The following is a 23,400-nucleotide window of genomic DNA, read 5'->3' as shown; positions in this document are numbered from 1 at the left end:
AAGGGCCCCCTATTAACGCCCTGGGTAGAGAAAGGGCCCCTTCTTAACGTTTCGCTTCGCTCAGCTCAGCTCAGGCGGTGAAGTGGATCCGCCGACGCCGCGCCATCACGAACAGCACCGCGCCCACCGCCAGCAGAGCGACGGCGCCCGCGGCGATGCCACCGGCTGCGGCACCGGTCACCGGCAGGCCCGGCTCCTCGCCACCGCCGCCGCCACCCTCGCAGCCCTCGGGCGCGTAGACGACCTCAAGCTCCAGGCCCAGCTCGGGCAGGACGACCAGGGCGGCCTCGTCGTCACCGGCCTTGAAGGAGACCGTCTCCGACTTGCCCGGCTCGACGGTACGGGTCTCGGTCTGGTCGCCGTAGGTGAACTCCACCTTGACCGGCGAGTTCCCCTCCGGGTTGGTGGCGGTCAGGGTGAAGGTGTCGCAGTCGGCGTCGGTGGTCACGGCCGGCAGCGGGCAGTCCTCCGGGCGCTCCCAGGTGTACGTGCCGTTCTCGATCACCTTGCCGTCGACCAGCACCTCGATCTTGCCGGCGTTCTCGGCGGGCACCACGGTCTCGTTGTCGGCCTTGCCCGGCTCGACGGTGACCTTCTTGGACCAGCCGTTGGCGCCCCGGACCTCGAACTCCACCGGGTACCGCGAGATCGAACCGTCGTTGCTCAGCGAGACGGTCACGGTGCCGTCGCAGGAGGAGGCGAAGGTGGACGCCGGGGTGGTGCAGTTCTTGCTGCCGCCGTTGTACCAGCCGGGCGGGCCGGACGAGCGGTTGCCGGGCGCGCCCTTTTCGCCCAGCTTCTTGTTGCCGTAGAGCGGGCCGCCCTCGACCAGCGGGTCGATGATCTCGTCCAGGCCGCCCCAGATCAGGTCGACCTGGGTGTGGCACTCCGGCACACCGACGTTGAGCTCGATCTCGGTCTGCGTGCCGCCGAGGTAGTTGCTGTCCGGCTCGCCGTAGACGTACTGCGGGGTGGCGAACTGCGGACGCGGCGCGAAGTACGACACCAGGGTGAAGTACTGCTTCTCCTCGCCGCACAGCGGCAGGTCGCCCTCCAGCTTGACGGTCGCCTTCCCGTTCGCGCCGTCGAACGTGTGGCTGTACTTCGCCTGGCTGGCGTCGACGCACTCCGGTGCCGGGGCGCACGGCGCGTCACGGTCGAGCTTGATGGTGCCGCTGTTGGTCTGCGTACGGTTGTTGTCCCACCGGGCCTCGACGGTGAGCTTGGCGTTCAAGGTGTCGCCCGGCACCCGCTGGACGGCCTCGACGGAGCCGCCCCGGCCGATCGCGAAGCCCTGCAGGTCGACGGGGTCGGCGCCGGCCACGAGGACCTTGACCGGGGTCGACGGCTCGGCGGTCACCTTCGTGACGGTGGCAGCCGTCCTGAGCTCGCTGTTTTCCACCTTCCACGTGATCACCCGCTCGCCGGTCAGCTGGTCGCAGACGACTTTGCCGGTGATGGTGGTGTGGTGAGCGCTGGCCGGAGTGGCCATCGCCGCTGCTCCGGTCATGCCGATGAGGGCGGCTGACAGGACAGCCAGCGGTCGCCGCAGCGACAGCTTGGGTCGGATCACGCGTACTCCCGGGGTGAAGAAGCGTCTGTTCGGTGTGGGTGGCAACGGACGGCGCCGGCGAAGCTCGCCGCGCCAGAAGGGGATGTCCACCGTGCCGTTGAACCGGCGGCATATGCCGGCACCCGGCCGACCTTAGCGAGATCGCGACTGTCGATACAGCCTTCAGGCGGGCTTAAGAATGATGTTATCGATGCGAGATCATTGATATACGGATCGTCACCGATAGTGCGCCATGGGTGTCTTGTCCACTATGCGCCACTCGCGTGCGGTGTGCGCGGTGCCGCCCGCCTTTGCGCGGCGGGAAAGTCCTCGGACAGACGCGCCGAGGGCGCGCCGACCGGGTGGTCGACGCGCCCTCGGTTTCAGGACCGGTTCAGGTCAGGTCAGGCGGTGAAGCGCAGTCGCCGACGGCGGGTCACCACGAACAGGGCTGCACCTGCGGCCAGCAGCACGACCGCACCGGCGATGATGCCGCCGGTCGCGGCACCGGTGACCGGCAGACCGCCGCCGCCCCCGCCGTTGTCGCAGTCCTCCGGCTGCTCCCAGGCGATCGGGTCACCCTTCTCGTCCTCGAAGCTCGGGGTGACGACCAGGCCCTCGTACGCGTCGAAGGAGACCGAGGTGGTCTGACCCGGAACGGCGTCCAGCGTCTTGACCTCACCCTTCTCCGAGGTCAGCGTGATCTGGAAGGCCACACCGTCGGCCGGGTTGTTGATCTGGAAGGTCAGCTCGTCGCAGGTCTCGATGAGCTCGAAGGTCGGCTCACCCGGCTCCGGCTCGTTCGGCACGGTCGGGCTCGGCGACGGCGCCGGCTCGGTCGGCTCCTCGCTCGGCGTGGGCTCCTCGGTGGGCTCCTCGCTCGGCGTGGGCGACGGCGTGGGCTCCTCGGTGGGCTCCTCGCTCGGCGTGGGCGACGGCGTGGGCTCCTCGGTGGGCTCCTCGCTCGGCGTCGGCGTCGGCTTCGGCGGCTTCGGGCAGTTGCCGATGACCGTCGCGCTCTCCTTCGCGTTCCGCGTGTGCACCTTGCGGTGCCGCGTCCACTCGGCGGTCACGGCCAGCGTGATGTCCCGGTCGCTGACGTTCCTCGGGACGATCTGCTCACCGACCAGCGATCCCTCGCCGGCCTTCGGCAGCACGGCCTTGACGGCGATGTTGGTGACCGGAGTGCGGACCCCGGTGGAGACGTGCGTGATCTTGCCTTCCAGGTCCCGCTCGCTGTTCGAGACGGTCCAGGTGATCTTCTTGCTGCCATCCGTGAGCTTGCAGCCGACTCCCTTGATGATGGGGTGGTGGGCGCTGGCCGGGGAGGCGACGACGGCGACGCCAGCCAGGCCGATCAGCGCACCGGCGGCAGCCGCCGCGACACGCCGGAAGTTCAGACGGTTCACGTCTACTCCTGTCAGGGGAAACCGGAGGATTAGGTCGGGCGGGGGAAGAACCACACATCGCGTCCGACACCCGGCAGAGATTATCGATCCGCGCCGTTGCGCCATAGCCTTCAGCGAAACCTAAGGATGATGTTGTCAATCCGTGATCTTTCATATACGTAAGGTCTTCACGTGATTGCGGAGTGGTCGTGCGTCGGTTGTCCGGCGGCCGGCTGGGCATCGCGTAGCGTCGGGGCATGAGCGAGCGGCAGCGAGCGGGCCATCCACTCCGGTGCGCGGGGCCGAACGAAGCGAGCCGAGGCGTCGGCGGGGGTGCCCGGTGACCCGGATCGTCGCCGGCAGCCTCGGCGGTCGGCGGATCACCGCACCCCCGGGTGCCGCCACCCGGCCGACCTCCGACCGGGTGCGCGAGGCGCTCTTCAGCTCTCTCGAGGCGGAGATCGACCTGGACGGCGCGCGCTTCGCCGACCTGTACGCCGGATCGGGCGCGGTCGGCCTCGAGGCGCTGTCCCGAGGGGCCGCGCACGTGCTGCTGGTGGAGTCCGACCCGCGTGCCGCCCGGGTGATCCGGGAGAACCTGGCAGCCCTGCGGGCGGTGCCGGCGGCCCGGCTGGTCACCGGGAAGGTCGCCACGATCCTGGCCGCCGGGCCCGACGGCGATCCGTACCACGTGGTCTTCGCCGATCCGCCGTACACGGTGTCGGACGACGCGGTGACCACCATGCTCGCCGCGCTGGTCGACGGCGGCTGGCTGGCGCCCGAGGCGACGGTGGTGGTGGAACGCTCCAGTCGCGGCGGACCCGTCAAATGGGTGGAGAGCATCACTGGCCTGCGCAGTCGCCGGTACGGCGAGACCACCCTTTGGTACGGTCGCCGATCATGAGACGTGCGGTGTGCCCCGGCTCGTTCGACCCCGTCACCAACGGTCACCTCGACATCATCGGCCGCGCCAGCCGGCTGTTCGACGAGGTGATCGTCGGTGTGCTGATCAACCAGTCGAAGAGCGGACTGTTCAGCGTCGAGGAGCGCATCGACATGCTTCGCGAGGTGACCGCCTCCTACGACAACGTGCGGGTGGAGTCGTTCCGCGGCCTGCTGGTGGACTTCTGCCGGGCCCAGCGGGCGACCGTGCTGATCAAGGGCCTTCGGGCGGTCAGCGACTTCGACTACGAGTTGCAGATGGCTCAGATGAACATCGGCCTCGCCGGGGTCGAGACGCTGTTCATGCCGACCAATCCGCTCTACTCCTTCCTCTCCTCCAGCCTCGTCAAGGACGTCGCCAAGTGGGGCGGTGACGTCACCCCCCACGTCCCCGACCTCGTGCACGAGGCCCTCAAAGCCCGCCTCGTTCCCCCCGCCTGACCCTCCACGCCCGGCGCCCATCCCCGCGATCTTGCACTTTCGGTCGCCCTTCTGTCCCTTTCATCCGCTTTTTCGGCGACCAAAAGTGCAAGATCGACGGAGTGGTGCGGGGGCAGAGGGGCGACGCGCCGGGGCAGGGGTGGGGTGGGGGAGGGGTGGGGACGACATCATTGGATGAAGCGGGAACCCGGCCGCAGGCCGCATGATGTAGGCCGGCCCGACGAACGACAGGAGTGAGGTACCGGTGGACCCGCTCGACCGCATCGACGAACTGATCGCCATGGTGGAGCAGGCGCGCTCCGTCCCGATGTCGCGCAACAACTGCATGGTCGATCGGGGCGAGATGATCGCGGCCCTCGACGAACTGCGCGCTGAACTCCCCGCCGACCTGCGCCGGGCCGCTGTCCTGCTGGAGGAGCGGGACAAGATCATGGATGCCGGCAAGCGGGAGGCGGACCGGATCATCGGCGAGGGTGAGGCGGAACACGCCCGCCTGGTGTCGGTGAACGAGATCACCGTCTCCGCCGAGCACGAGGGTGCCCGGATCATCGCCGAGGCGCGGGCCGAGGCGCAGCGCCTACGCGAGGAGGTCGACGACTACGTCGACACCGCGCTGGCCAACTTCGAGCAGTTCCTCACCCGGGCGCTGGCCTCCATCGAGCGCGGGCGGGACAAGATGCACGCGTTGCGGGAGATCGGCACCTTCGGCGGCGACGAGGCGGAACGCCCACTGCCGTTCTGAACAGGTCAGCAGGCTGAACCAGCGGGGCCCCGGTTCGACGCTGGCCTGCTCACCCAGGTAACCTCATTTGTCGGCCCCCTCACCGGCCGGAGTCTAACTATGCCCAAACACTCACTCACCGCACCCGACCCCAGGTCGCCGCTGGTCCTCGACACGAGGGAACTTCCGCGCCGGCCTGGTGTTTGGCGTGCCGTCCAACGGGTGGTTCCGGCTCCGTCGGACCTCGGCCTGGAATTGATCGGCGTGCCGGAGGGCGCGGACCTCGACCTCGATCTGCGGATGGAGTCGGTGTCCGAGGGCGTGCTCGTCTCGGGGACTGTCAGCGGTCCGGTCCGTGGCGAGTGCGGTCGCTGCCTGCGTGAGATCAACGACTCGGTGACGGTGACGATCCAGGAGCTGTACGCGTACGAGAACAGCACCACGGACATCACCACCGAGCCCGATGAAGTCGGTCGGATGCAGGGAGACCTGATCGACCTGGAACCGGCGGTGCGGGACGCGGTGGTGCTGGCGCTGCCGACCAACCCGCTCTGCCGGCAGGACTGCCCTGGCCTGTGCCCCGAATGCGGGGTACACCGGGACGATCTGCCGGCCGACCACAGCCACCAGCAGATCGACCCGCGTTGGGCGGGCCTGTCGCAACTGACCCGTAAAGAGGAGTAAGAACCGTGGCCGTCCCCAAGCGCAAGATGTCGCGCAGCAACACCCGGTCGCGCCGGGCGAACTGGAAGGCCGCGGCGGTCGCGACCGTGGCCTGCCCGCAGTGCAAGTCCCCGAAGCTGCCGCACTCCGCCTGCTCTGTCTGCGGCACCTACAACGGCCGCCAGGTCCTCGAGGTCTGACCCGGACGCCGAGTGACGTCTCCGACCACGGGTCGGGCGACGCGCACATCCCGGCGATCCCCCGCTGCTCCCGCCGACGCCGGCCGGCTCTCCCCGGCCGGCGTCGCGAAGCAGCCGGGCACCGCACGGATCGCCGTTGACCTCCTCGGCGGGGACGAGGCTCCCGCCGTGGTGGTGGACGGCGCTCTACGGGCGATGCGTACCGACCCCGACCTGCAACTCCTGCTCGTCGGCCCGATGGAAGCGGCCGGCGCGCTGCTCGACGCCCTCGACCCGGCCGATCGCGGCCGGGTCACCGTGCGTCCGGCAGACGCCGCCGTCGACATGGCCGACGATCTCACCGCGGCCCGCGCCGACACCACCATCCGGGCCGCCGTCGCCGCCGTCCGATCCGGGCAGGCCGACGCGTTGGTCTCGGCCGGCTCCACCGGCGCCACCGTCACCGCTGCCGCCCTCGGTTTCGGCCGTTGGCCCGAGGTCCGCCGCCCGGCGCTCGTCGCCGCGCTACCCGCTGTCGCCGGAACGGTCGTACTCCTGGATGTCGGTGGCTCGCTGGAGCCGAGCGCCGCGACTCTCGCCCAGCACGCCGTGCTCGGTGCCGCCTACGCCGCGGTCGCGCACGGCCTGGCCGCGCCCCGGGTGGGACTGCTCTCCGTCGGCACCGAACCCGGCAAGGGCGACCGGGCCCGCCGGCTGACCGACCCGGTGCTCAGCGCCGCGGAACTGCCCGGCGACGCCCGCTACGTCGGACTGGTCGAGGGGTACGACATCTGCCTCGGCGCCCGCGCCGACGTGGTGGTCACCGACGGCTTCACCGGTAACGTGCTGCTCAAGGCCGTCGAGGGCGCGTACGCCATGGCCGGCGGGGCGCCGCCCGGCAAGGCCGCACCCCGGGCGGCGGCCCTGCTCGGCGTGGCCGGGACCGTGGTGGTGTGCCACGGGGCGGCCCGAACCGACGACATCGCCTCCGGCATCGCGCTCGCCGCCCAGCTCTGGCGGCAGGACGCCGTCGAGCGGGTGGCCGCGCTGCTCGCCGAGAACCGCAACCTTTGCATGACAGACATAGAGGTACGCACATCATGAGCAACGACAAGCGGCGGCGGCCCTCCGTCGGCCACCTCGAGGCCGCCTTCGGCGTGTCGCTGGATCCGGAACTGCTGGAGCGGGCACTGACCCACCGCTCGTACGCGTACGAGAACGGTGGCCTGCCCACCAACGAGCGGCTGGAGTTCCTCGGCGACTCGGTGCTCGGCGTGGTGGTCACCACGGCGCTGTTCCACAACCACCCCGACCTGCCCGAGGGGCAGCTGGCCAAGTTGCGGGCCAGCGTGGTGAACATGCGTGCCCTCGCCGACGTGGCCCGCGGCCTGGGTCCGGAGGGTCTCGGCCCGTACCTGCTGCTGGGCAAGGGCGAGGAGACCACCGGGGGGCGGGACAAGGCGAGCATCCTCGCCGACACCCTGGAGGCGCTGCTCGGCGCGATCTACCTCCAGTACGGGCTGGACACCACCGCCATCGTCATCCACCGGCTGTTCGATCCGTTGATGGCCGAGTCGGCCGGTCGTGGTGCCGCGCTGGACTGGAAGACGAGCCTGCAGGAGTTGACGGCCGCGCTCGGCCTCGGTGTCCCGGAGTACCGGATCGAGGGCACCGGTCCGGACCATCTGAAGACCTTCACCGCCTGGGTGATGGTCGCCGGCAACCGGTACGGCGGCGCCGAGGGGCGCAGCAAGAAGGAAGCCGAGCAGCGGGCGGCGGAGTCGGCATGGCGCATGCTGACCGACCAGGCCGAGACGACGGCGACCGCGACAACGACCGAGCAGCCCGAAACGGCAGCCGAGCCGGCGGCGACTGCGGCCGGGCGGCCCGGCCCGGCCGCCGAACCGGCCGTGGTCGAGGCCGAGCCGGCCGTGGTCGAGATCGAGCGGCCCGGCCCGGCCGCCGAGCCGGCCGAAGCGCAGGTGCATGGTGCCTGAGCTGCCTGAGGTGGAGACCGTCCGGCAGGGGCTGGCCCGCTGGGTCATCGGCCGGCGGATCGACCGGGTCGAGGTGCTCCACCCCCGAGCGGTGCGCCGGCATGTTCCCGGTGGCGCCCACTTCGCCGACGTCCTGGCCGGTCGGACCGTGCTCGACGTACGCCGGCGGGGCAAGTACCTGTGGCTACCGCTGGACAGCGGGGACGCGGTGATCGGGCACCTCGGGATGTCCGGGCAACTGCTCCTGCAGCCAGCCACCGCGCCCGACGAGGCGCACCTTCGGGTGCGCTTCCGCTTCGCCGACGACGGGCCGGAGCTGCGCTTCGTCGACCAGCGTACGTTCGGCGGGCTGTCGGTGAGCGAGGGCGGCGCGACCCTGCCCTCGGAGATCGCGCACATCGCCCGGGACCCGCTGGATCCGGAGTTCTCCGACACGCAGTTCGGGGCTGCGCTGCGCCGACGTCGTACCGAGGTCAAGCGTGCGCTGCTCGACCAGACGCTGATCTCCGGGGTGGGCAACATCTACGCCGACGAGGCACTGTGGCGGGCGGGGCTGCACGGGGCCCGACCGACCGACGCGCTGACCGGCCCGGCTGCCCGGCGGCTGCTCGGCCATGTCCGGGACGTGCTCGGGGAGGCGATCACCGCAGGTGGCACCAGCTTCGACGCCCTCTACGTCGACGTCAACGGCGAGAGCGGCTACTTCGACCGGTCGCTGAACGTCTACGGTCGCGAAGGGCAGCCCTGCCGCCGCTGCGCCGCGCCGATCCGCCGCGAGGCGTTCATGAACCGGTCCTCCTACAGCTGCCCGCGCTGCCAGCCGCGCCCCCGAGCCGCCGCGCACACCTGACCACCCTCCCCACCCTCCCCGCTCGGCGATCTTGCAGTTTCTGTCCCCGCAAAAAGTGCAAAAAGGGCGTATAGGCGACCGAAAGTGCAAGATCGGCGAGGGGCCGGCGAGGTGTCGGCGAGGTGTCGGGGGTGGTTACGGGGGTGGTGGGCAGGGTTGCCGCCACGCGTCCAGGGTGCGGTTCTTGAGGATTGAGGCGAAGCCGTACCCGACGCTGGTGACGCAGAAGTCCGTGGTGGTGCCGGTGTACTCGACGTGGAACACCGGCTTGCCGGCGTCGACGAAGGGCAGCAGCTTGGCGCACCGCTTCAGGCGTACGCACTCCTCGTTGACCGCGAAGTCGAAGTCCGGCGCCAGCGCGGCGACCTGCGCCAGGGCACCCAACAGGCCGGGGGAGAGGTCGAGCGAGCGGGCCAGCGTGGCGACCCGGCGGTTGAACGCCAGTTGGTCGTCGAACGCCAGCGGGAAGCCGCTGCCCTGGTCGTAGCCGTCGGCGTCGGCGAGCACCACGGCACCGAACCCCTTGCCGCGACAGAGCCGGAACCGGTCGGCCAGCACCGGCCGCAGCGTCTCCCAACGGCGTACGTCCAGCCAGGTACGACCGGTCCGGGACGACGTGGCGCCGCGTACCGGTGGCGGGTAGCGGCCGGCGTCCGGGTCGTCGGGGTGCACCGATCCGACGTGCACCTGGCAGATCAGCCGGCGCCCCCGGGAGCGCAGCTCGGTGGTCTGCGCCGCGGTGGTGGCCACCGGGTCGAGCACGAACACGTCCGCTTCGACCGCCGGGTCCAGCACGCCGGTCAGCTGCCACTGCCAGTCCCGGGCCGAGGCGGCCGGCCACGGGCCGCCGGGCGGGGCGGGGTCGGGCCGGCAGGACACCATCGTGGCGAGCACCACGAGCGCCAGGCACGCCGGCAGCGCCCGGCGCGATCCTCGCGTCGGCCGCTCGTCCAGCCCGTTCCGCATGCCCAGCTCCGCAGGTCGCGGGGCGACATCCCGCGCCGCCCGAGCCCCACACCGGTATCCCGGCCCACCCCCACCGGGTCAAACGAGCACAGACCCGACAACGACTCGCGGTCCTTCCCGCCGACGAACCCGCCCTGTCGCGTTGATCATGGGGTTGGCGGCATGGGAAAGCGCTGTCCGCCAACCTCGTGATCAACCGCGTGGGGCGCGGGGTGTAGGGGCTAGCGCGGGGTGGCGAAGACCTGCGTCCAGTAGGGGCCGTTGCTGCTCGCGACGCCGATGCCGATCTCGGTGAAGCTGCAGTTCAGGATGTTGGCCCGGTGACCGGAGCTGTTCATCCACGCGTCCATCACCGCGGCCGGCGACTGCTGGTTCCAGGCCACGTTCTCGCCGTACGTACGCCAGCTGTACCCGACCCGGTCGATCCGCTCGCCCGGATCGCTGCCGTCGCTGCCGGTGTGCGACATGTTCCGGTGGTCCGCCTGGTCCTGGCTGTGCCGTTGGGCCACGGTCATCAACTGCTCGTCGATGCTCAGCGCCCCGCAGCCCGCCTTGGCCCGTTCCGCGTTGACCAGTCCGAGGATCTCGGCCGCCTCGGTGGTCGCACCGCTGGACGGGGCGGCCGAGGCGGTGGTGCCCCGGCTCGGGCTGGCCTGTCGCGCGGCGCCCTGCCGGGAGGCCGCCGTGCTGCGCGACTGGGCGGGCGTGGGCGCCGGCCTGGGCTTGACGGTCCGGCTCGGTGTCGGGGAGGGCGCGGCGGTGGTGGGCGAGACGCTCGGGCTGGGGCTCGGGCTCTCGAGCGTGTCGAAGGGAATCGCCGGCTCCTCGTCGGGCAGCGCCGGTGCGGTGGCGGCGGGCACCTCGCCGGCTCTGGTGTTGGTGGGGGTGTCGTCGCCGGGCAGGGCGAGGGCGGCGACGCCGACGCTCACCACGAGGGTGGCCGCCGCGGCGGCACCACCCATCACCAGGGGGCGCGAGCGCCGGCGAACCCGGCGACCCCGGCGGCCGCTGCGGGCCGGGTCGGCCACCTGTCGGTCGGTCGCGGCCGGTGCGGCCGACCCCGCCGCCGGCCAACCGCCGAGCTCGTGGTGCCCGGTTCCCGGCTCACCGGCGTGGTGGTGCTCGTCGCGGTGCCGGCCCGCGCCCGCCCACCCGGCGGCGTCCGAGGTGGTGGCGGCCTGCCACTGCTCGGTCGGCTGGTCGCGGTACCACTCCTCGGAGGGGCGGTCCGGCTCGTCGCCGAACAGGTACGACGACCGCGGCGCCGGTCGGTCGCTCAACCAGGCCGGGTCATCGATCGGCTCGGGTCGCCGAGGGCCGTTCGCCGGGTCGATCGGATCGTTCCAGCCGTGCACGCCTGTCGCCTCCACGGGTCGGGTATGGGCCGGGGTGACGCTACGTTCCGGGCTGACCAGCAGCAATGCGGCTAAGGAAGAGTTAAGGGGACCCTGGCCATCCGGGTGAGGTGTTCGGGCGATTCGACCCCGTAGAGTCAGTGCGTCCGGACAGAGTGTGTCCGCGCCTTGTGAGGGTGCCCCCGGCGGCGGGTCGGGGCGACGCCGGAATGATCTATGGCCTACGTCAACTTGACGAAGCAGGGGCTGCCGGCTCACTATGGAGAAGTCGCCAGTCGCGCCCGGCCATGCCCAGATTTCGTGGGAGTGGTAGTCGCGTACACATGGGCGCGCGTTGGCCGGCCTCTCCGGCAGCGCAATTCAAGGAGTCAACATGGCGAAGGCCCTCTTCGGCCACGTAGGTGCGGCGCCCGATCGGCGCCTGCTCGACGAGGTCACCCGACTGCGTGCCAGGGTTCAATCACTGCAGTTCGAGGTCACGCGGCTGCGCGCCGAGAACGATCGGCTCGCGGCGGCGGCGGCGGAGGCGGACGATCTGCTCCGCCTGACCGAGCCAGCCCTGACCTGATCCACCTGGCCGCCACAACCGAATAGCACCACCGCACCCAAAGCGCGCCGACACGATGTGCCGGCGCGCGATTCTGTGCGTACCCCCTCGGTTGGGCCGTTCGGTGCGCGGACCGGGCCGGACGGCGCGCGGTGAGCGGCGGGTGGGTCGCGTGGGGCGACCGGCCAGGTTCCGGGTTAGTCTGCGGGTTCACCAGGGTCCGCGCAGCCGGGCGACGGTACGGCGGCCACCGGACGAGGATCGAGAAGGTGCATCTCAAGAGCCTGACGGTGAAGGGCTTCAAGTCCTTCGCCTCCGCGACGACGCTCAAGCTGGAGCCGGGGATCACCTGCGTGGTGGGCCCGAACGGCTCCGGCAAGTCGAACGTCGTCGACGCCATCGCCTGGGTGCTCGGCGAGCAGGGCGCGAAGGCGCTGCGTGGCGGCAAGATGGAAGACGTCATCTTCGCCGGCACCGCCGGCCGGGCCCCGCTGGGCCGCGCCGAGGTGACCCTCACCATCGACAACACCGACGGCGCTCTGCCGATCGAGTACACCGAGGTCTCCATCACCCGCCGGATGTTCCGCTCCGGTGAGAGCGAGTACGAGATCAACGGCGACACGTGCCGGCTGCTCGACATCCAGGAGCTGCTCTCCGACTCCGGCATCGGCCGGGAGATGCACATCATCGTGGGGCAGGGCCGGCTCGACGGCATGCTGCACGCCAAGCCGGAGGACCGGCGGGCGTTCATCGAGGAGGCGGCCGGCGTCCTCAAGCACCGCAAGCGCAAGGAAAAGGCGCTGCGCAAGCTCGACGCGATGCAAGTGAACCTCAATCGCCTGACCGACCTCACCGCCGAGCTGCGCCGCCAGCTCAAGCCGCTCGGCCGGCAGGCCGAGGTGGCCCGCCGGGCCGCCGTGATCCAGGCCAGCCTGCGCGACGCCCGACTGCGGCTGCTCGCCGACGACCTGGCCACCCTGCGGACCACGCTCGACCGGGAGATCGCCGACGAGACCGCGTTGCGGCAGCGGCGCGAGCAGGTGGAGGCCGAGCACGCCGAGGTGCAGTCGCGCCTCGGCGAGCTGGAGGAGGCGCTGGCCTTCGACGCCCCGCTGCTGGCCGCCGCGCAGGACACCTGGTACAAGCTCTCCGCGCTGCAGGAACGGTTCCGCTCGATCGAGCAGCTCGCGGTGGAGCGGCTGCGGCACCTGAGCGCCACGCCGGACGACGAGCGCCCGGGCCGGGATCCGGAGCAGTTGGAGGCCGAGGCCGAACGGGTCCGCGAGCAGGAGGAGGAACTGCGCGCGGCGCTCACCGACGACCAGATCCGCCTCGCCGAGGCGGTGGAGCACCGCCAGGAGTTGGAACGGCAGCTCGCCGCGGCCGAACGGGAACTGGTCGCCGCCGCCAAGGCGATCGCCGACCGGCGGGAAGGACTGGCCCGGTTGACCGGCCAGGTCAACTCCGCCCAGGCGCGGACCACCAGCGCCGGTGAGGAGATCGAGCGGCTCGCCGCCGCGCACGCCGACGCGCTGGCCCGGGCCGAGCGGGCCCAGGCCGAGCTGGACGCGGTCGCCGAGCAGTCCACCGAGGCCGACCGGGACAACGCCGACCTGGACGCCCGGCACGCCGAGGCGGTCGCCGTCCAGGAGAAGGCGCAGGCGACGGTCCGTTCGCTGTCCGACGCCGAACGGGCCGCGGAGAAGGACGCAGCCACCTGGAAGGCCCGCGAGGAGGCGCTCGCGCTCGGCCTGCGCCGCAAGGACGGCGCCGGCGCGCTGCTCGGCCGCGCCGACCAGGTGCCCGGCCTGCTGGGCAGCCTCGCCGGCCTGCTCACGGTCGCCCCCGGTCACGAGGCGGCGCTCGCCGCGGCGCTCGGCGGGATGGCCGACGCGGTCGCGGTCACCGGGGTGGACGAAGCCGTGGAGGCGATGCGGCTGCTGAAGATCTCCGACGCGGGCCGCGCCGAGCTGCTGGTCGGCGGCCCCACCGGTCCGGGGATGGCCGGCTCCGCCGACGCGCTGCGTCCCAAGCTGCCCGACCGTGCCCAGTGGGCTCCCGACCTGGTCGACTGCGACGCGCAGCTGCGCCCGGCGGTGCACCGCGCGCTGCGCGACGTGGTGCTGGTCGAGGACCTCGCCGCCGCAGCCGAGGTGGTCGCCGGCAATCCCGAGCTGCGGGCGGTCACCCGGGAGGGAGACATCGTCGGCGCGTACGCGGCGGCGGGCGGGTCGGCGAAGGCGCCCAGTCACATCGAGGTGCAGGCGGCCGTCGAGGAAGCCCGCACCAACCGGCTCGCCGCCGAGCGAGCCAGCGCGGAGCTACGCGCACAGTTGGTCGACGCCCGAGCGGCCGTGGCCGAGGCCAAGGAGCGCGTGCAGCACGCCGCCGCTGCCAAACGGGAGGCGGAGAGCCACCGTAACGCCGCCGCCCGCCGGCTGGCCGAGCTCGGCGCCGCCGCCCGGTCGGCCAGGGCGGAGACCGACCGGCTGGGCGAGTCGCGGGCCCGCGCCGAGGCCGCCCGGGAACGGGACCTGACCGCGCTGGCCGAGCTGGCGGAGCGGCTGCGGCTGGCCGAGGCGACCCCGATCGACGCCGAGCCCTCCACCGACGAACGTGACCAGCTCGCCGCGATGGTGCCGCAGGCCCGGCAGAACGAGATGGAGGTCCGGCTCGCGGTGCGTACCGCCGAGGAGCGGGTGTCCTCCATCGCCGGGCGGGCCGACTCGCTGCGCCGGCAGGCCACCGCCGAGCGCGCGGCGCGGGAACGGGCCGCGGCCCGGCGGGCCGCGCGGACCCGGGGCGCGGGCATCGCCCGGGCCGTCACCGGCGACGCGCGGGAGGCGCTGCGGCGGCTGACCACCAGCATCGCCGGGGCGGAGGAGCATCGGGACGCGGTGGCCCGCGAGCGGGCCACCCGCGAGGCGGAACTGCAGGAGGTGCGGGCCGCCGCCAAGCGGTTCGGCGCGGAACTGGAGCGACTGACCAGCCAGGTGCACCGCGACGAGGTCGCCCGCGCCGAGCAGCGGCTGCGCATCGAGCAGCTGGAGGCGAAGGCCGCCGAGGACTTCGGCCTGACCGTGGAGACCCTCATTGCGGAGTACGGCCCGACCCAGCCCGTGCCGCCCACCGAGGCCGAGGTGGCCGCCGCCGAGCGCGACGGCCTGCCGGTGCCGGAGCCGGTCCGCTACGAACGGCCGGTGCAGGAGAAGCGGGCCGCCAAGGCGGAACGGGAGCTGGCCCTGCTCGGCAAGGTCAACCCCCTCGCCCTGGAGGAGTTCGCCGCGCTGGAGGAGCGGTACAAGTTCCTCTCCGAGCAGCTGGAGGACCTCAAGGCGACCCGCCGCGACCTGCTCACCGTGGTCAAGGACGTCGACGAGCGGATCCTGGAGGTCTTCGCCAGCGCCTTCGCCGACACCGCCCGGGAGTTCGAGCAGGTCTTCACCGTCCTCTTCCCCGGCGGGGAGGGCCGGTTGGTGCTCACCGAACCGGACGACCTGCTCACCACCGGCGTCGAGGTCGAGGCCCGTCCGCCCGGCAAGAAGATCAAGCGGCTGTCGCTGCTCTCCGGCGGCGAACGGTCGCTGACCGCGGTGGCGATGCTGGTGGCGATCTTCCGCGCCCGGCCCAGCCCGTTCTACATCATGGACGAGGTCGAGGCCGCCCTCGACGACGTGAACCTGGGCCGGCTGATCAAGCTGCTCGCGCAGCTGCGGGAGAAGAGCCAGCTCATCGTCATCACGCACCAGAAGCGGACCATGGAGATCGCCGACGCGCTGTACGGCGTGACCATGCGCGGCGGGGTGACCCAGGTGATCAGCCAGCGGCTCAACCGGGCCGACGGGGACGACGAGCGGCACGGCCGCGGCGAGGAGAACGGGTAGTGGCTCGGGAACGCGCGACGGCGCTCCTGGTGGACTTCGACGGCGTACTGCGGCGGTGGGACCCGGCGGTCGCCGCCGGGGTGGAGCGGGAACACGGCCTCTCCTCCGGCGTGCTCGGCGAGATCGCCATGTCCTGGGGGCTGCTCCAGCCGGTGCTCACCGGCCGGGTCAGCCACGCCGAGTGGGTGTCGAGTGTCGCCGACGCGTTGACTCCCTCCGTGGGCGACCCGGCGCGGGCCCGGGCCGCCGTGCAGGAGTGGCAGCGCTACCGCGGCGAGGTCGTCCCGGAGGTGTTGGCGTTCATCCGCGAGGCGCGCGCCGGCGGCATCCGGGTCGGGTTGGGCACCAACGCCACCGATTTGCTCGACGCCGACCTGGCCGCGCTGGAACTCACCGGCGAGCTCGACGTGGTGGTCAACTCCTCGGCCATCGGGGTGCACAAGCCGGCCCGCGAGTACTTCCAGGCCGCCTGCGTGGTGCTGGAGACCCCGCCGGACCGGGTGCTCTTCGTCGACGACGAGGATCGGGCGGTCAGCGGAGCCCGGGTGGCGGGGCTGTCCGCGTACCGCTGGACCGGCCCCGCCGACCTGCGCTACCTGCGAGCGGCGCTGGCGTTCTGAGGTGCCCGGCGGCGCCCTCGGCGGGCGCCGCCGCGACGGTCAGTCGCCGGTGGTGCCGTCGATGCGTTCGCGGATCAGATCGGCGTGCCCGTTGTGCCGGGCGTACTCCTCGATCATGTGGACGTAGACCCAGCGCAGGTTGAACGTCCGCTGTTTGGGCCCGACCTCGGTGAACGTCTCGTCGAGGGACCGACCGGCGACGGCGGCGCGGGCCAGCTCCACCTCCCGGTGGTAGGTGGCGAAGTCGGCCTCCGCGTCGGCGACGCTCACGTCGTGGTCGGCGTCCGGATTCTCCGGCGTGTAGTAGGGGTAGTCGACCCGCTGACGGCCGAAGTTCTCCCGGAACCACCAGGCTTCCACCTCGGCCAGGTGCCGTACCAGCCCGAGCAGGGTGAGCCCGGACGGCTCGACGCTGGCGGTGCGCAGCTGGTCGGCGGTCAGGCCGGCACACTTGAGCAGCAGGGTCTGCCGGTGGTAGTCGAGCCAGCCCTCCAGCATGGTGCGCTCGTCGCCGACATGGGGCTCGGGGGTCCGGGTGATCTCCGGCGCTCTCCAGATCATGCCCGCCATCCTGGACCGCATCCCCGACAGCCGGCGACACATTTTCCCGTCCCCAGCCGCCGCGTCGACTCAGGAAGGTCACCGGCGCGATCGGTCGGAGTGTCCATCGTCGGTCAGTCCCGGATCCCGGTCCGGATCACGGCGGCCCCTCCGCCCGCCGCCACCGTCGATTCCTGCTCGACCTCGTCGGTGAGCGGACCGCCGGTGTGCCGCAGCAGCGGCACCTCCTTGATGAACAGGACGGCGATCAGGGCGATCAGCCCGAACGGGGTGGCGGCCAGGAAGATGTCCCCGGCCCCGTGGCCGTACGCCGACTCCACCACGGCCCGGATCGGTGCGGGCAGCGTGTGCACGTCCGGCAGGGTGTCGCCGCTGCCGGCCGGCGCGGGTACGCCGAGCGCGGCCAGCCCGTCGGCGAGATAGCGCCTGACGTTGTGTCCGAGCAGGGCACCCAGCGCGCTGACCCCGACGGCGCCGCCGAGGCTGCGGAAGAAGGCCACCACGGAGCTGGCCGCGCCGAGTTCGTGCGCGCCGACGGTGTTCTGCACGGCGAGCACCAGGTTCTGCATGGTCATGCCGATGCCGACACCGATCAGCGCCATGAAGACGCTGACCCGCCAGTACGGAGTGTCCGCCCGCATCGTGCCCATCAGCGCGAAACCGACGGTGAGCAGGGCCGAACCGGCGACCAGGTAGCGCTTCCAGCGGCCGGTGCTGGTGATGATCCGGCCGACGGCCGTGGAGGCGACCAGCAGGCCGAGGATCATCGGCAGGGTCATCAGGCCGGACATGGTGGGGGTGACGCCACGGCTGATCTGGAAGTACTGGCTGAGGAAGACCGAGGCGCCGAACATGCCCACGCCCACCGCGATGCTGGCCAGCACCGAGAGGGTGATGGTGCGGTTGCGGAACAGTCGCGGCGGGATCAGTGGCTCGCTGGCCCGGGTCTCCACCCGGACGGCGGCGGCACCGAGCAGCAGCGCGCCGGGCACCATGACCGCGCTCTGCCAGGAGAGCCAGTCGTACCGGCTGCCGGCGAGCGAGATCCAGATCAGCAGCAGTGACACGGCGGCGGTGATCAGTGTGGCGCCCCACCAGTCGATCTGCACCTTCCGCTTGACCACCGGCAGGTCGAGGGTCTTCTGAAGCACGACCAGGGCGAGCAGCGCGAACGGCACCCCGACGTAGAAGCACCAGCGCCAGCCCAACCAGGGGGTGTCGACGAGGACGCCGCCGATCAGCGGACCGCCGATGGTGCCGACGGCCATGACCGCCCCGAGGTAGCCGCTGTACCGGCCGCGCTCGCGAGGCGCGATCATCGTGGCCATGATCACTTGAGCCAGCGCGGTGAGGCCGCCGGCGCCGACGCCCTGGAGCACCCGGCAGGCGATCAGTTGCCCGGTGGACTGCGAGAGCCCGGCCAGCACGGACCCGAGCACGAAGATCACGAGGGCGACCTGGACCAGCACCTTCTTGCTGGTGAGGTCGGCGAGCTTGCCCCAGAGCGGGGTGGTCGCGGTGGTCGCCAGCAGCGTCGAGGTGACCACCCAGGTGTACGCGGACTGGGTGCCGTGCAACTCGGTGATGATCCTCGGCAGCGCGTTCGCGACGACCGTGCCGGAGAGGATCGCGACGAACATGCCCAGCAGCAGGCCGGAGAGAGCCTCCAGGATCTGCCGGTGGGTCATCGCGACAGGGATCGCTCGGGCAGGGACGCTCGCCTGAGTCATACGGAGGTGCCTCCAAGCGGAGTGAATGGTGTTGCCGCAGGCAACCGTAGGGCTTGGTTGCCTCAAGCAACAACTCGCCGTGGCGGTGATCTGTTCCGAGGGGAGGGGAGCGGAGCGGCGGAATGATCGTCACGGTTTCGCCGGAACGGCGTACTCAACTCGGCACCGATGGCGCCGTTTCGGCGGAACGGTGTCGATCTTCGGGCCGGCCTGGTTCACCGGGACCGGATGAGCCGGTCGGAGGTTCACCCCCAGGCGTCGTTGAACCGGCGCATCAGGCGGGCGAACTCCTCGACGTCCTGGCGCGGCCAGCTCTCCAGGGCTCGCCGGATCTGCCGGAGCCGGGACGCCCGGGCGGCGTCGAACCGGCGCTGGCCCTCCTCGGTCAGGCTGAGCTGAGCGGCCCGCCGGTCGCTCGGGTCCGGGTCCCGCCGGACCAGCCCGAGGCCTTCCAGGCTCTGGATCTGCCGGCTGAGTGTGCCCTTGCCGACGCCGAGCCGGGCGGCCAGGTCGGTGAGCCGGATCGAGCCGGAGCGGCGCAGCCAGAGCAGCAGCCCGTACGCGTTCGGTTCCAGGTTGGGATGCACCTCGCTGGCGATCTCCCAGGAGATGGCCCGGCCGCGGCGCAACAGCGCGGTCAGCTCGTGCTCGACCTCGCGCAGGCTCTCCGGCAGCTGTTCGTCCACCCGACGAGGGTACGAAGCAGTGCTGCCGGCCGCTTGGCCGGCCGTTGCCTGCCGGGCCGTTGCCTGCCCGGCCGGCGACGCCGCCCCGCCCCGCCCGGCACACGGTCGGAGCGTGTTAACAAGGGGCCCTTTTACTACGCCAGGCGTTAATAAGGGGCCCTTCCTTGCACCTGGTCAGGGGGTGAGGCGGTGGCGGGCCACTTCGCGCAGGTGGCCGTCGCCGGTGGTGCCCTCCATGATCACCTCGGCGTTGCGGCCGGCGTGGGTGAGCGTGGCCACCGCGTTGCCGAAGTACGGGCCGGCCAGCTTGCGCCACGTCATCGCGGGTCGGGGCACCCCGGCGGTGCGGGCCAGCGCGCGGGCCGCCCCGGCCGGCCCGCGCGCCCAGCCGAGTCGCATCAGTGGGCGCAGCCCGGCCGGCACCTGGTTGTGGAACGGCGAGCAGGTGAGTTGATGCACCGGGGTGCGTACGCCGGGGTCGGCGAACCGGACCCGGGCCACGTACGAGTGGTGCACGTCCCCGGAGAGCACGTTGATCGACGCCGGTGGCGGGTACGCCGGTCCGGCGCCCTTGCGGTCGCCGGGTGTGCCCGGTGTGCCGCTGCCGATTCGGGCGAACAGTGCGCCGAGACCCTCGAAGGAGCGGCGGAAGGCACCCCAGTGCTCCAGGTCGAGCCCGCGGCGCAGCCGCTCCGCCAACGCGACCACCCACGATCGGGGCGAGTCGGCCAACTGCTCGTTCCACGCCTCCACGTGATGGATGCCGGGCGGCAGCAGCCAGGGCAGCGATGATCCGACCACCAGGTGGTCGTAGTCGCCGTGGGCGCGGTCGACGAACCAGGACCACTCGCCGGCCGGCAGCATCGCCCGTCGGCCCGGCTGCAACACCCGGCTGCACCGGGTGTCCAGCATCACCAGCCGGGTGCGGCCGAGGTCGAGCGAGTAGCTCCACTGGTAACTGTCCGCGCGTTCGGGCGGAAGTGCGGAGCGAGCCGCGCGGTCGGCCGCCGATGACGAGGGGGGGCCGGTGGCGTGCGCCAGGTCGGCCTCGGTGTCGACCCGCGCGCCGAACTCGCGCAGCACCTCGGTGGCGTCCTCGGCCGCGCGCACCCGGGTGAAGACCGGGTCGGCGGTGATCTCGTCCGGGTGGAGGTTGCCCAGGTGCTGGTACACCCAGTAGGAGGCCAACCCGCTGGCGATCCGCTCGGCCCACCAGGGCTGCGCGCGCATGTCGGCCCGCCAGAAGGCCGAGGTGTTCCAGTCATCGATGATCTCGTGATCGTCGAAGATCATCACGCTCGGCACGGTGGAGAGCAGCCACCGGATCTCCGGGTCGCTCCAGGACTCCAGGTAGAGCTTGGTGTACTCGTCGAAGCTGACCACCTGGTCGCCGGGTGCGCCCGGTGGCCGCCGTCGGCGGCGGTGCAGCAGCCGCTTCACGGTGGGTGAGGTCTCGTCGGCGTAGACCTGGTCCCCGAGCATCACCAGCAGGTCCGGCAGGGCGGCCGGGTCGGGGTCGGCCATGATCCGCCGGGCGTACGCGTCGAGCGCGTCCGGGGGCAACCTGCGGGTGGTGGCGTGCTGGGTGGTCTCCCGGCAGGACCCGAAGAGCAGCCGGACCGGCTGGTCCCGGTCGTCGGCGGCGCGGGTCCGGATCACGCTGGGCGGGAAGCGGCCCTCGGGCAGCGGCCAGACCACCTCGTCGTCGATCAGCACCTGGTAGGTCGTGGCGCTGTCCGGGGTGAGTCCCGCCACCACCACCAGCGCGTAGTGGTGGTCGTACGCGGAGAAGGTGGACGCCGTGCCGGTGGCGCCGCCGGCCGTGCGGACGGTGACCACCGCGGGTGCCGTGGTCTCGACCCAGACGGTGGCCCGCGTGCCGACGATCCGGCGCAGCAGGGGGCCGATGAGCAGCTGCGCGGGCATGCCGAACCTCCAGACGAGAGAGCTTCATCCTGTACTACCCGGACGTTGGTCGCACCATCGCTGGCTGTGGTCGAAACTACTGCCGGCTGGCGTGGCGGGAGCGGTGGCTGAGACGCGATCGTCGGCATCTGACAGGATTTCGGCATGACGGAATACCTCCTCATCGCTCTCGCCCTGCTCGGCGTGCTGATCCTCGGCGGCATCGGGCTGGTCGTGCCGCGGTTGCGCCGGCGGCCGGAGCCGCCGTTGCCGCGTACCGAGGTGGACACCCGCGCGGAGGAGGAGCTCGCCGGGCCGCCGGTGCAGGCGCCGGAGGCCGATCTGTCCACCGGCGTCCTGGTGGAGCCGCCGCCGGTCATCGAGGCGCCGGCACCGACCGTCGAGGTGCCCGAGCCCACCGCCGGCCGGCTGGTGCGGCTGCGCTCCCGACTGTCCCGCTCGCAGAACGTCTTCGGCAAGGGGCTGCTCGGCCTGCTCAGCCGCGACCGGCTCGACGAGGACGTCTGGGAGGAGATCGAGGACAGCCTGATCACCGCAGACGTGGGGATCGACGCCACCCGCGAGATCGTCGACCGGCTGCAGGAACGGACCCGGGTGCTGGGCACCCGGTCGGTCGCCGAGCTGCGTGCCCTGCTCGCCGCCGAGCTGGTCAACGCGCTCGACCCGGGGCTGGACCGCTCGCTGCGTACCGCGCCCAAGGAGGGCGTGCCGGCGGTGCTGCTGGTGGTCGGGGTCAACGGCGCCGGCAAGACCACCACCTGCGGCAAGATCGCCCGGGTGCTCATCGCCGACGGCCGCAGCGTCCTGCTCGGCGCGGCCGACACGTTCCGGGCCGCCGCCGCCGACCAGCTGGAGACCTGGGCCGGGCGGGTCGGTGCGGAGACCGTCCGTGGCCCGGAGGGCGCCGACCCGGCCAGCGTCGCGTTCGACGCGGTCCGGCGCGGCATCGACACCGGCGTGGACACGGTGCTGGTCGACACCGCCGGCCGGCTGCAGAACAAGGTCGGTCTGATGGACGAGCTGGGCAAGGTCAAGCGGGTGGTGGAGAAGCACGGCCCGATCGACGAGACACTGCTCGTGCTCGACGCCACCACCGGCCAGAACGGCCTGGAGCAGGCCCGCGTCTTCACCGAGGTGGTCAACGTCACCGGGGTGGTGCTCACCAAGCTCGACGGCACCGCCAAGGGCGGCATCGTGATCGCCGTGCAGCGCAAGCTCGGCATCCCGGTGAAGCTGGTCGGCCTCGGCGAGGGACCGGACGACCTGGCGCCGTTCGACGCCGCGCAGTTCGTCGACGCGCTCCTGGGCACCGAAGCCCCCGGGCCGACCGCGTAACCTCGGGTGACCAGAGAAGATCGCGCGTACGCGGGCTGGCGCGACCCGAGCCACCCGTCGCAGCGCCTCGGGAGACCGTACGTGACTTCGCAGGAGATCCCCCTGCACGGCGGGAACGTGAGCACCGTCGTCCGGGTGGGCGACACGGTCCGGCGCAACGCCGGACCCTGGACCCCGTCGGTGCACGCCCTGCTCCGCCACCTGGAGTACGTCGGGTTCACCGGCGCTCCCCGCGCGCTGGGCATGGACGAGCGCAACCGCGAGGTGCTGTCGTACCTGGAGGGCGAGTGTGGGCAGTACCCGCTGGCCCCGCACTGGGTGACCGACGAGGCGCTGGCCACCGTCGCCACCATGCTGCGCATGTTCCACGACGCCCAGTACGGCTTCGTCCCGCCACCGCAGGCGGTGTGGCGCTCGTTCGGGCCGCCGCCGCCGGACACCGAGGTCATCTGCCATCACGACGCCGCGCCGCACAACGTGATCTGGCGACCGGACGGCACCCTCGGGCTCATCGACTTCGACCTCGCCTCACCCGGGGCGCGGATCTACGACGTGGCGTACGCGGCCTGGACCTGGGTGCCGATCTTCTCCGACCGGGACTCGATCACCCTGGGCTGGAAGCACCCCGACCGTCCGCGCCGGCTGCGTCTCTTCGCCGACAAGTACGGGCTCATCCCCCGCGACCGGCACCGGCTGATCCGGACCATCCGAAAGCGGATCGTGGACCACGTCGAGGGCATCCGCCGGATGGCCGCCGCCGGGGAACCGGCCTTCGTCCGGATCGTGCACAAGGGGCACCTGCGCCGGCCGATGCGGGACCTGCGGCTGATCGACTACGAACGGCAGGTCCTCGAGGACGCCCTGCGCTGATCCATATTCTTCACACGTCCGAAACAACCCGTCACGGTTCGGAAACCGGCCGGGGACCCTGGGTGAAACAGCCGCCGATCAGGCTTCCGCCCAACCGGCGTACGGGCGATGCCGCACGATGCCGGGAGGGAGGGAAGACAACCCGAGAGGAGGCAGCGTGCCGGAACTCAATTCTGGTGCCACCGCC

21 protein-coding genes are annotated in these 23,400 nt (G+C 71.9%); 13 read left to right on the top strand and 8 right to left on the bottom strand.

Annotation, left to right across the window (positions count from 1 at the left end):
• Window positions 1–70 precede the first annotated feature (70 nt).
• On the bottom strand, window positions 71–1,573 hold the full coding sequence (locus IEY61_RS10990) for a cell wall anchor protein (protein ID WP_189043176.1): 1,503 nt from the start codon (window positions 1,571–1,573) through the stop codon (window positions 71–73).
• 383 nt (window positions 1,574–1,956) lie between these two features.
• Entirely contained in the window at window positions 1,957–2,961 is a 1,005-nt protein-coding gene (locus IEY61_RS10985; protein ID WP_189043174.1) for a cell wall anchor protein, read from the bottom strand.
• Window positions 2,962–3,280: 319 nt separating this feature from the next.
• On the opposite strand from IEY61_RS10985, the gene rsmD reads away from it, so the two are divergent.
• The 8 genes from rsmD to mutM all read left to right on the top strand — a co-directional run bounded on the left by rsmD (window position 3,281) and on the right by mutM (window position 8,733).
• The gene (rsmD, locus tag IEY61_RS10980) at window positions 3,281–3,844 is read left to right on the top strand and encodes a 16S rRNA (guanine(966)-N(2))-methyltransferase RsmD (RefSeq protein WP_189043172.1); all 564 of its coding nucleotides are present in this window, start codon (window positions 3,281–3,283) and stop codon (window positions 3,842–3,844) included.
• Window positions 3,841–4,323, top strand: a complete 483-nt coding sequence (gene coaD, locus IEY61_RS10975) for a pantetheine-phosphate adenylyltransferase (protein ID WP_189043171.1) — start codon at window positions 3,841–3,843, stop codon at window positions 4,321–4,323. The genes rsmD and coaD overlap by 4 nt, the downstream gene beginning before the upstream one ends.
• A gap of 244 nt (window positions 4,324–4,567) precedes the next feature.
• A complete protein-coding gene (locus IEY61_RS10970) occupies window positions 4,568–5,065 on the top strand; it encodes a hypothetical protein (protein WP_189043169.1) in 498 nt (165 codons plus the stop codon).
• A gap of 99 nt (window positions 5,066–5,164) precedes the next feature.
• Complete coding sequence (locus IEY61_RS10965) at window positions 5,165–5,728, top strand: YceD family protein (RefSeq protein WP_189043167.1); 564 nt, start codon at window positions 5,165–5,167, stop codon at window positions 5,726–5,728.
• A gap of 5 nt (window positions 5,729–5,733) precedes the next feature.
• Window positions 5,734–5,907, top strand: a complete 174-nt coding sequence (rpmF, locus tag IEY61_RS10960) for a 50S ribosomal protein L32 (RefSeq protein ID WP_189043165.1) — start codon at window positions 5,734–5,736, stop codon at window positions 5,905–5,907.
• 129 nt (window positions 5,908–6,036) lie between these two features.
• Window positions 6,037–6,990, top strand: a complete 954-nt coding sequence (locus IEY61_RS10955; RefSeq protein ID WP_229705826.1) for a phosphate acyltransferase PlsX — start codon at window positions 6,037–6,039, stop codon at window positions 6,988–6,990.
• Window positions 6,987–7,883 (top strand): ribonuclease III, encoded by an 897-nt coding sequence (gene rnc / locus IEY61_RS10950; protein ID WP_189043163.1) that lies wholly within the window; start codon window positions 6,987–6,989, stop codon window positions 7,881–7,883. Before IEY61_RS10955 ends, rnc begins: the two co-directional genes overlap by 4 nt.
• Window positions 7,876–8,733 carry a bifunctional DNA-formamidopyrimidine glycosylase/DNA-(apurinic or apyrimidinic site) lyase gene (gene mutM, locus IEY61_RS10945; RefSeq protein ID WP_189043161.1) on the top strand — a complete coding sequence of 286 codons (858 nt, stop codon included), beginning with the start codon at window positions 7,876–7,878 and terminating at the stop codon, window positions 8,731–8,733. The genes rnc and mutM overlap by 8 nt, the downstream gene beginning before the upstream one ends.
• Window positions 8,734–8,868: 135 nt before the next feature.
• On the opposite strand, the gene IEY61_RS10940 is transcribed toward mutM, so the two are convergent.
• Together IEY61_RS10940 and IEY61_RS10935 are read right to left on the bottom strand one after the other, a co-directional pair.
• Complete coding sequence (locus IEY61_RS10940) at window positions 8,869–9,699, bottom strand: endo alpha-1,4 polygalactosaminidase (protein ID WP_189043160.1); 831 nt, start codon at window positions 9,697–9,699, stop codon at window positions 8,869–8,871.
• Window positions 9,700–9,920: 221 nt separating this feature from the next.
• Window positions 9,921–11,069, bottom strand: a complete 1,149-nt coding sequence (locus tag IEY61_RS10935; protein WP_189043159.1) for a CAP domain-containing protein — start codon at window positions 11,067–11,069, stop codon at window positions 9,921–9,923.
• Window positions 11,070–11,427: 358 nt separating this feature from the next.
• On the opposite strand from IEY61_RS10935, the gene IEY61_RS10930 reads away from it, so the two are divergent.
• The 3 genes from IEY61_RS10930 to IEY61_RS10920 all read left to right on the top strand — a co-directional run bounded on the left by IEY61_RS10930 (window position 11,428) and on the right by IEY61_RS10920 (window position 16,105).
• Window positions 11,428–11,622 (top strand): hypothetical protein, encoded by a 195-nt coding sequence (locus IEY61_RS10930; protein WP_189043158.1) that lies wholly within the window; start codon window positions 11,428–11,430, stop codon window positions 11,620–11,622.
• Window positions 11,623–11,870: 248 nt separating this feature from the next.
• On the top strand, window positions 11,871–15,485 hold the full coding sequence (gene smc, locus IEY61_RS10925; protein WP_189043157.1) for a chromosome segregation protein SMC: 3,615 nt from the start codon (window positions 11,871–11,873) through the stop codon (window positions 15,483–15,485).
• A complete protein-coding gene (locus tag IEY61_RS10920) occupies window positions 15,485–16,105 on the top strand; it encodes an HAD family hydrolase (protein WP_189043156.1) in 621 nt (206 codons plus the stop codon). The genes smc and IEY61_RS10920 overlap by 1 nt, the downstream gene beginning before the upstream one ends.
• 39 nt (window positions 16,106–16,144) lie before the next feature.
• Here the strand turns inward: IEY61_RS10920 and IEY61_RS10915 are convergent, their stop codons facing one another.
• From IEY61_RS10915 to IEY61_RS10900, 4 genes are all read right to left on the bottom strand, one after another.
• The gene (locus IEY61_RS10915) at window positions 16,145–16,666 is read right to left on the bottom strand and encodes a DinB family protein (RefSeq protein WP_189043154.1); all 522 of its coding nucleotides are present in this window, start codon (window positions 16,664–16,666) and stop codon (window positions 16,145–16,147) included.
• Between the two features lie 113 nt (window positions 16,667–16,779).
• Window positions 16,780–18,354, bottom strand: coding sequence for an MDR family MFS transporter (locus IEY61_RS10910; RefSeq protein ID WP_505820369.1), 1,575 nt, complete (start codon window positions 18,352–18,354; stop codon window positions 16,780–16,782).
• A 287-nt stretch (window positions 18,355–18,641) separates the two neighbouring features.
• Entirely contained in the window at window positions 18,642–19,082 is a 441-nt protein-coding gene (locus IEY61_RS10905; RefSeq protein WP_229705816.1) for a MarR family winged helix-turn-helix transcriptional regulator, read from the bottom strand.
• A gap of 174 nt (window positions 19,083–19,256) precedes the next feature.
• A complete protein-coding gene (locus tag IEY61_RS10900) occupies window positions 19,257–21,008 on the bottom strand; it encodes an alkaline phosphatase D family protein (RefSeq protein ID WP_189043148.1) in 1,752 nt (583 codons plus the stop codon).
• 144 nt (window positions 21,009–21,152) lie between these two features.
• Between IEY61_RS10900 and ftsY the strand changes: the two genes are divergently transcribed.
• Window positions 21,153–22,343, top strand: a complete 1,191-nt coding sequence (ftsY, locus tag IEY61_RS10895) for a signal recognition particle-docking protein FtsY (RefSeq protein WP_189043146.1) — start codon at window positions 21,153–21,155, stop codon at window positions 22,341–22,343.
• A 6-nt stretch (window positions 22,344–22,349) separates the two neighbouring features.
• Window positions 22,350–23,213, top strand: coding sequence for an aminoglycoside phosphotransferase family protein (locus IEY61_RS10890; RefSeq protein ID WP_189043144.1), 864 nt, complete (start codon window positions 22,350–22,352; stop codon window positions 23,211–23,213).
• Window positions 23,214–23,400 lie beyond the last annotated feature (187 nt).

It is taken from the genome of Micromonospora sonchi (assembly GCF_014646235.1).
Classification (GTDB): Bacteria; Actinomycetota; Actinomycetes; order Mycobacteriales; family Micromonosporaceae; genus Micromonospora; species Micromonospora sonchi.
This window is presented reverse-complemented; position numbering and strand designations above follow the sequence as displayed.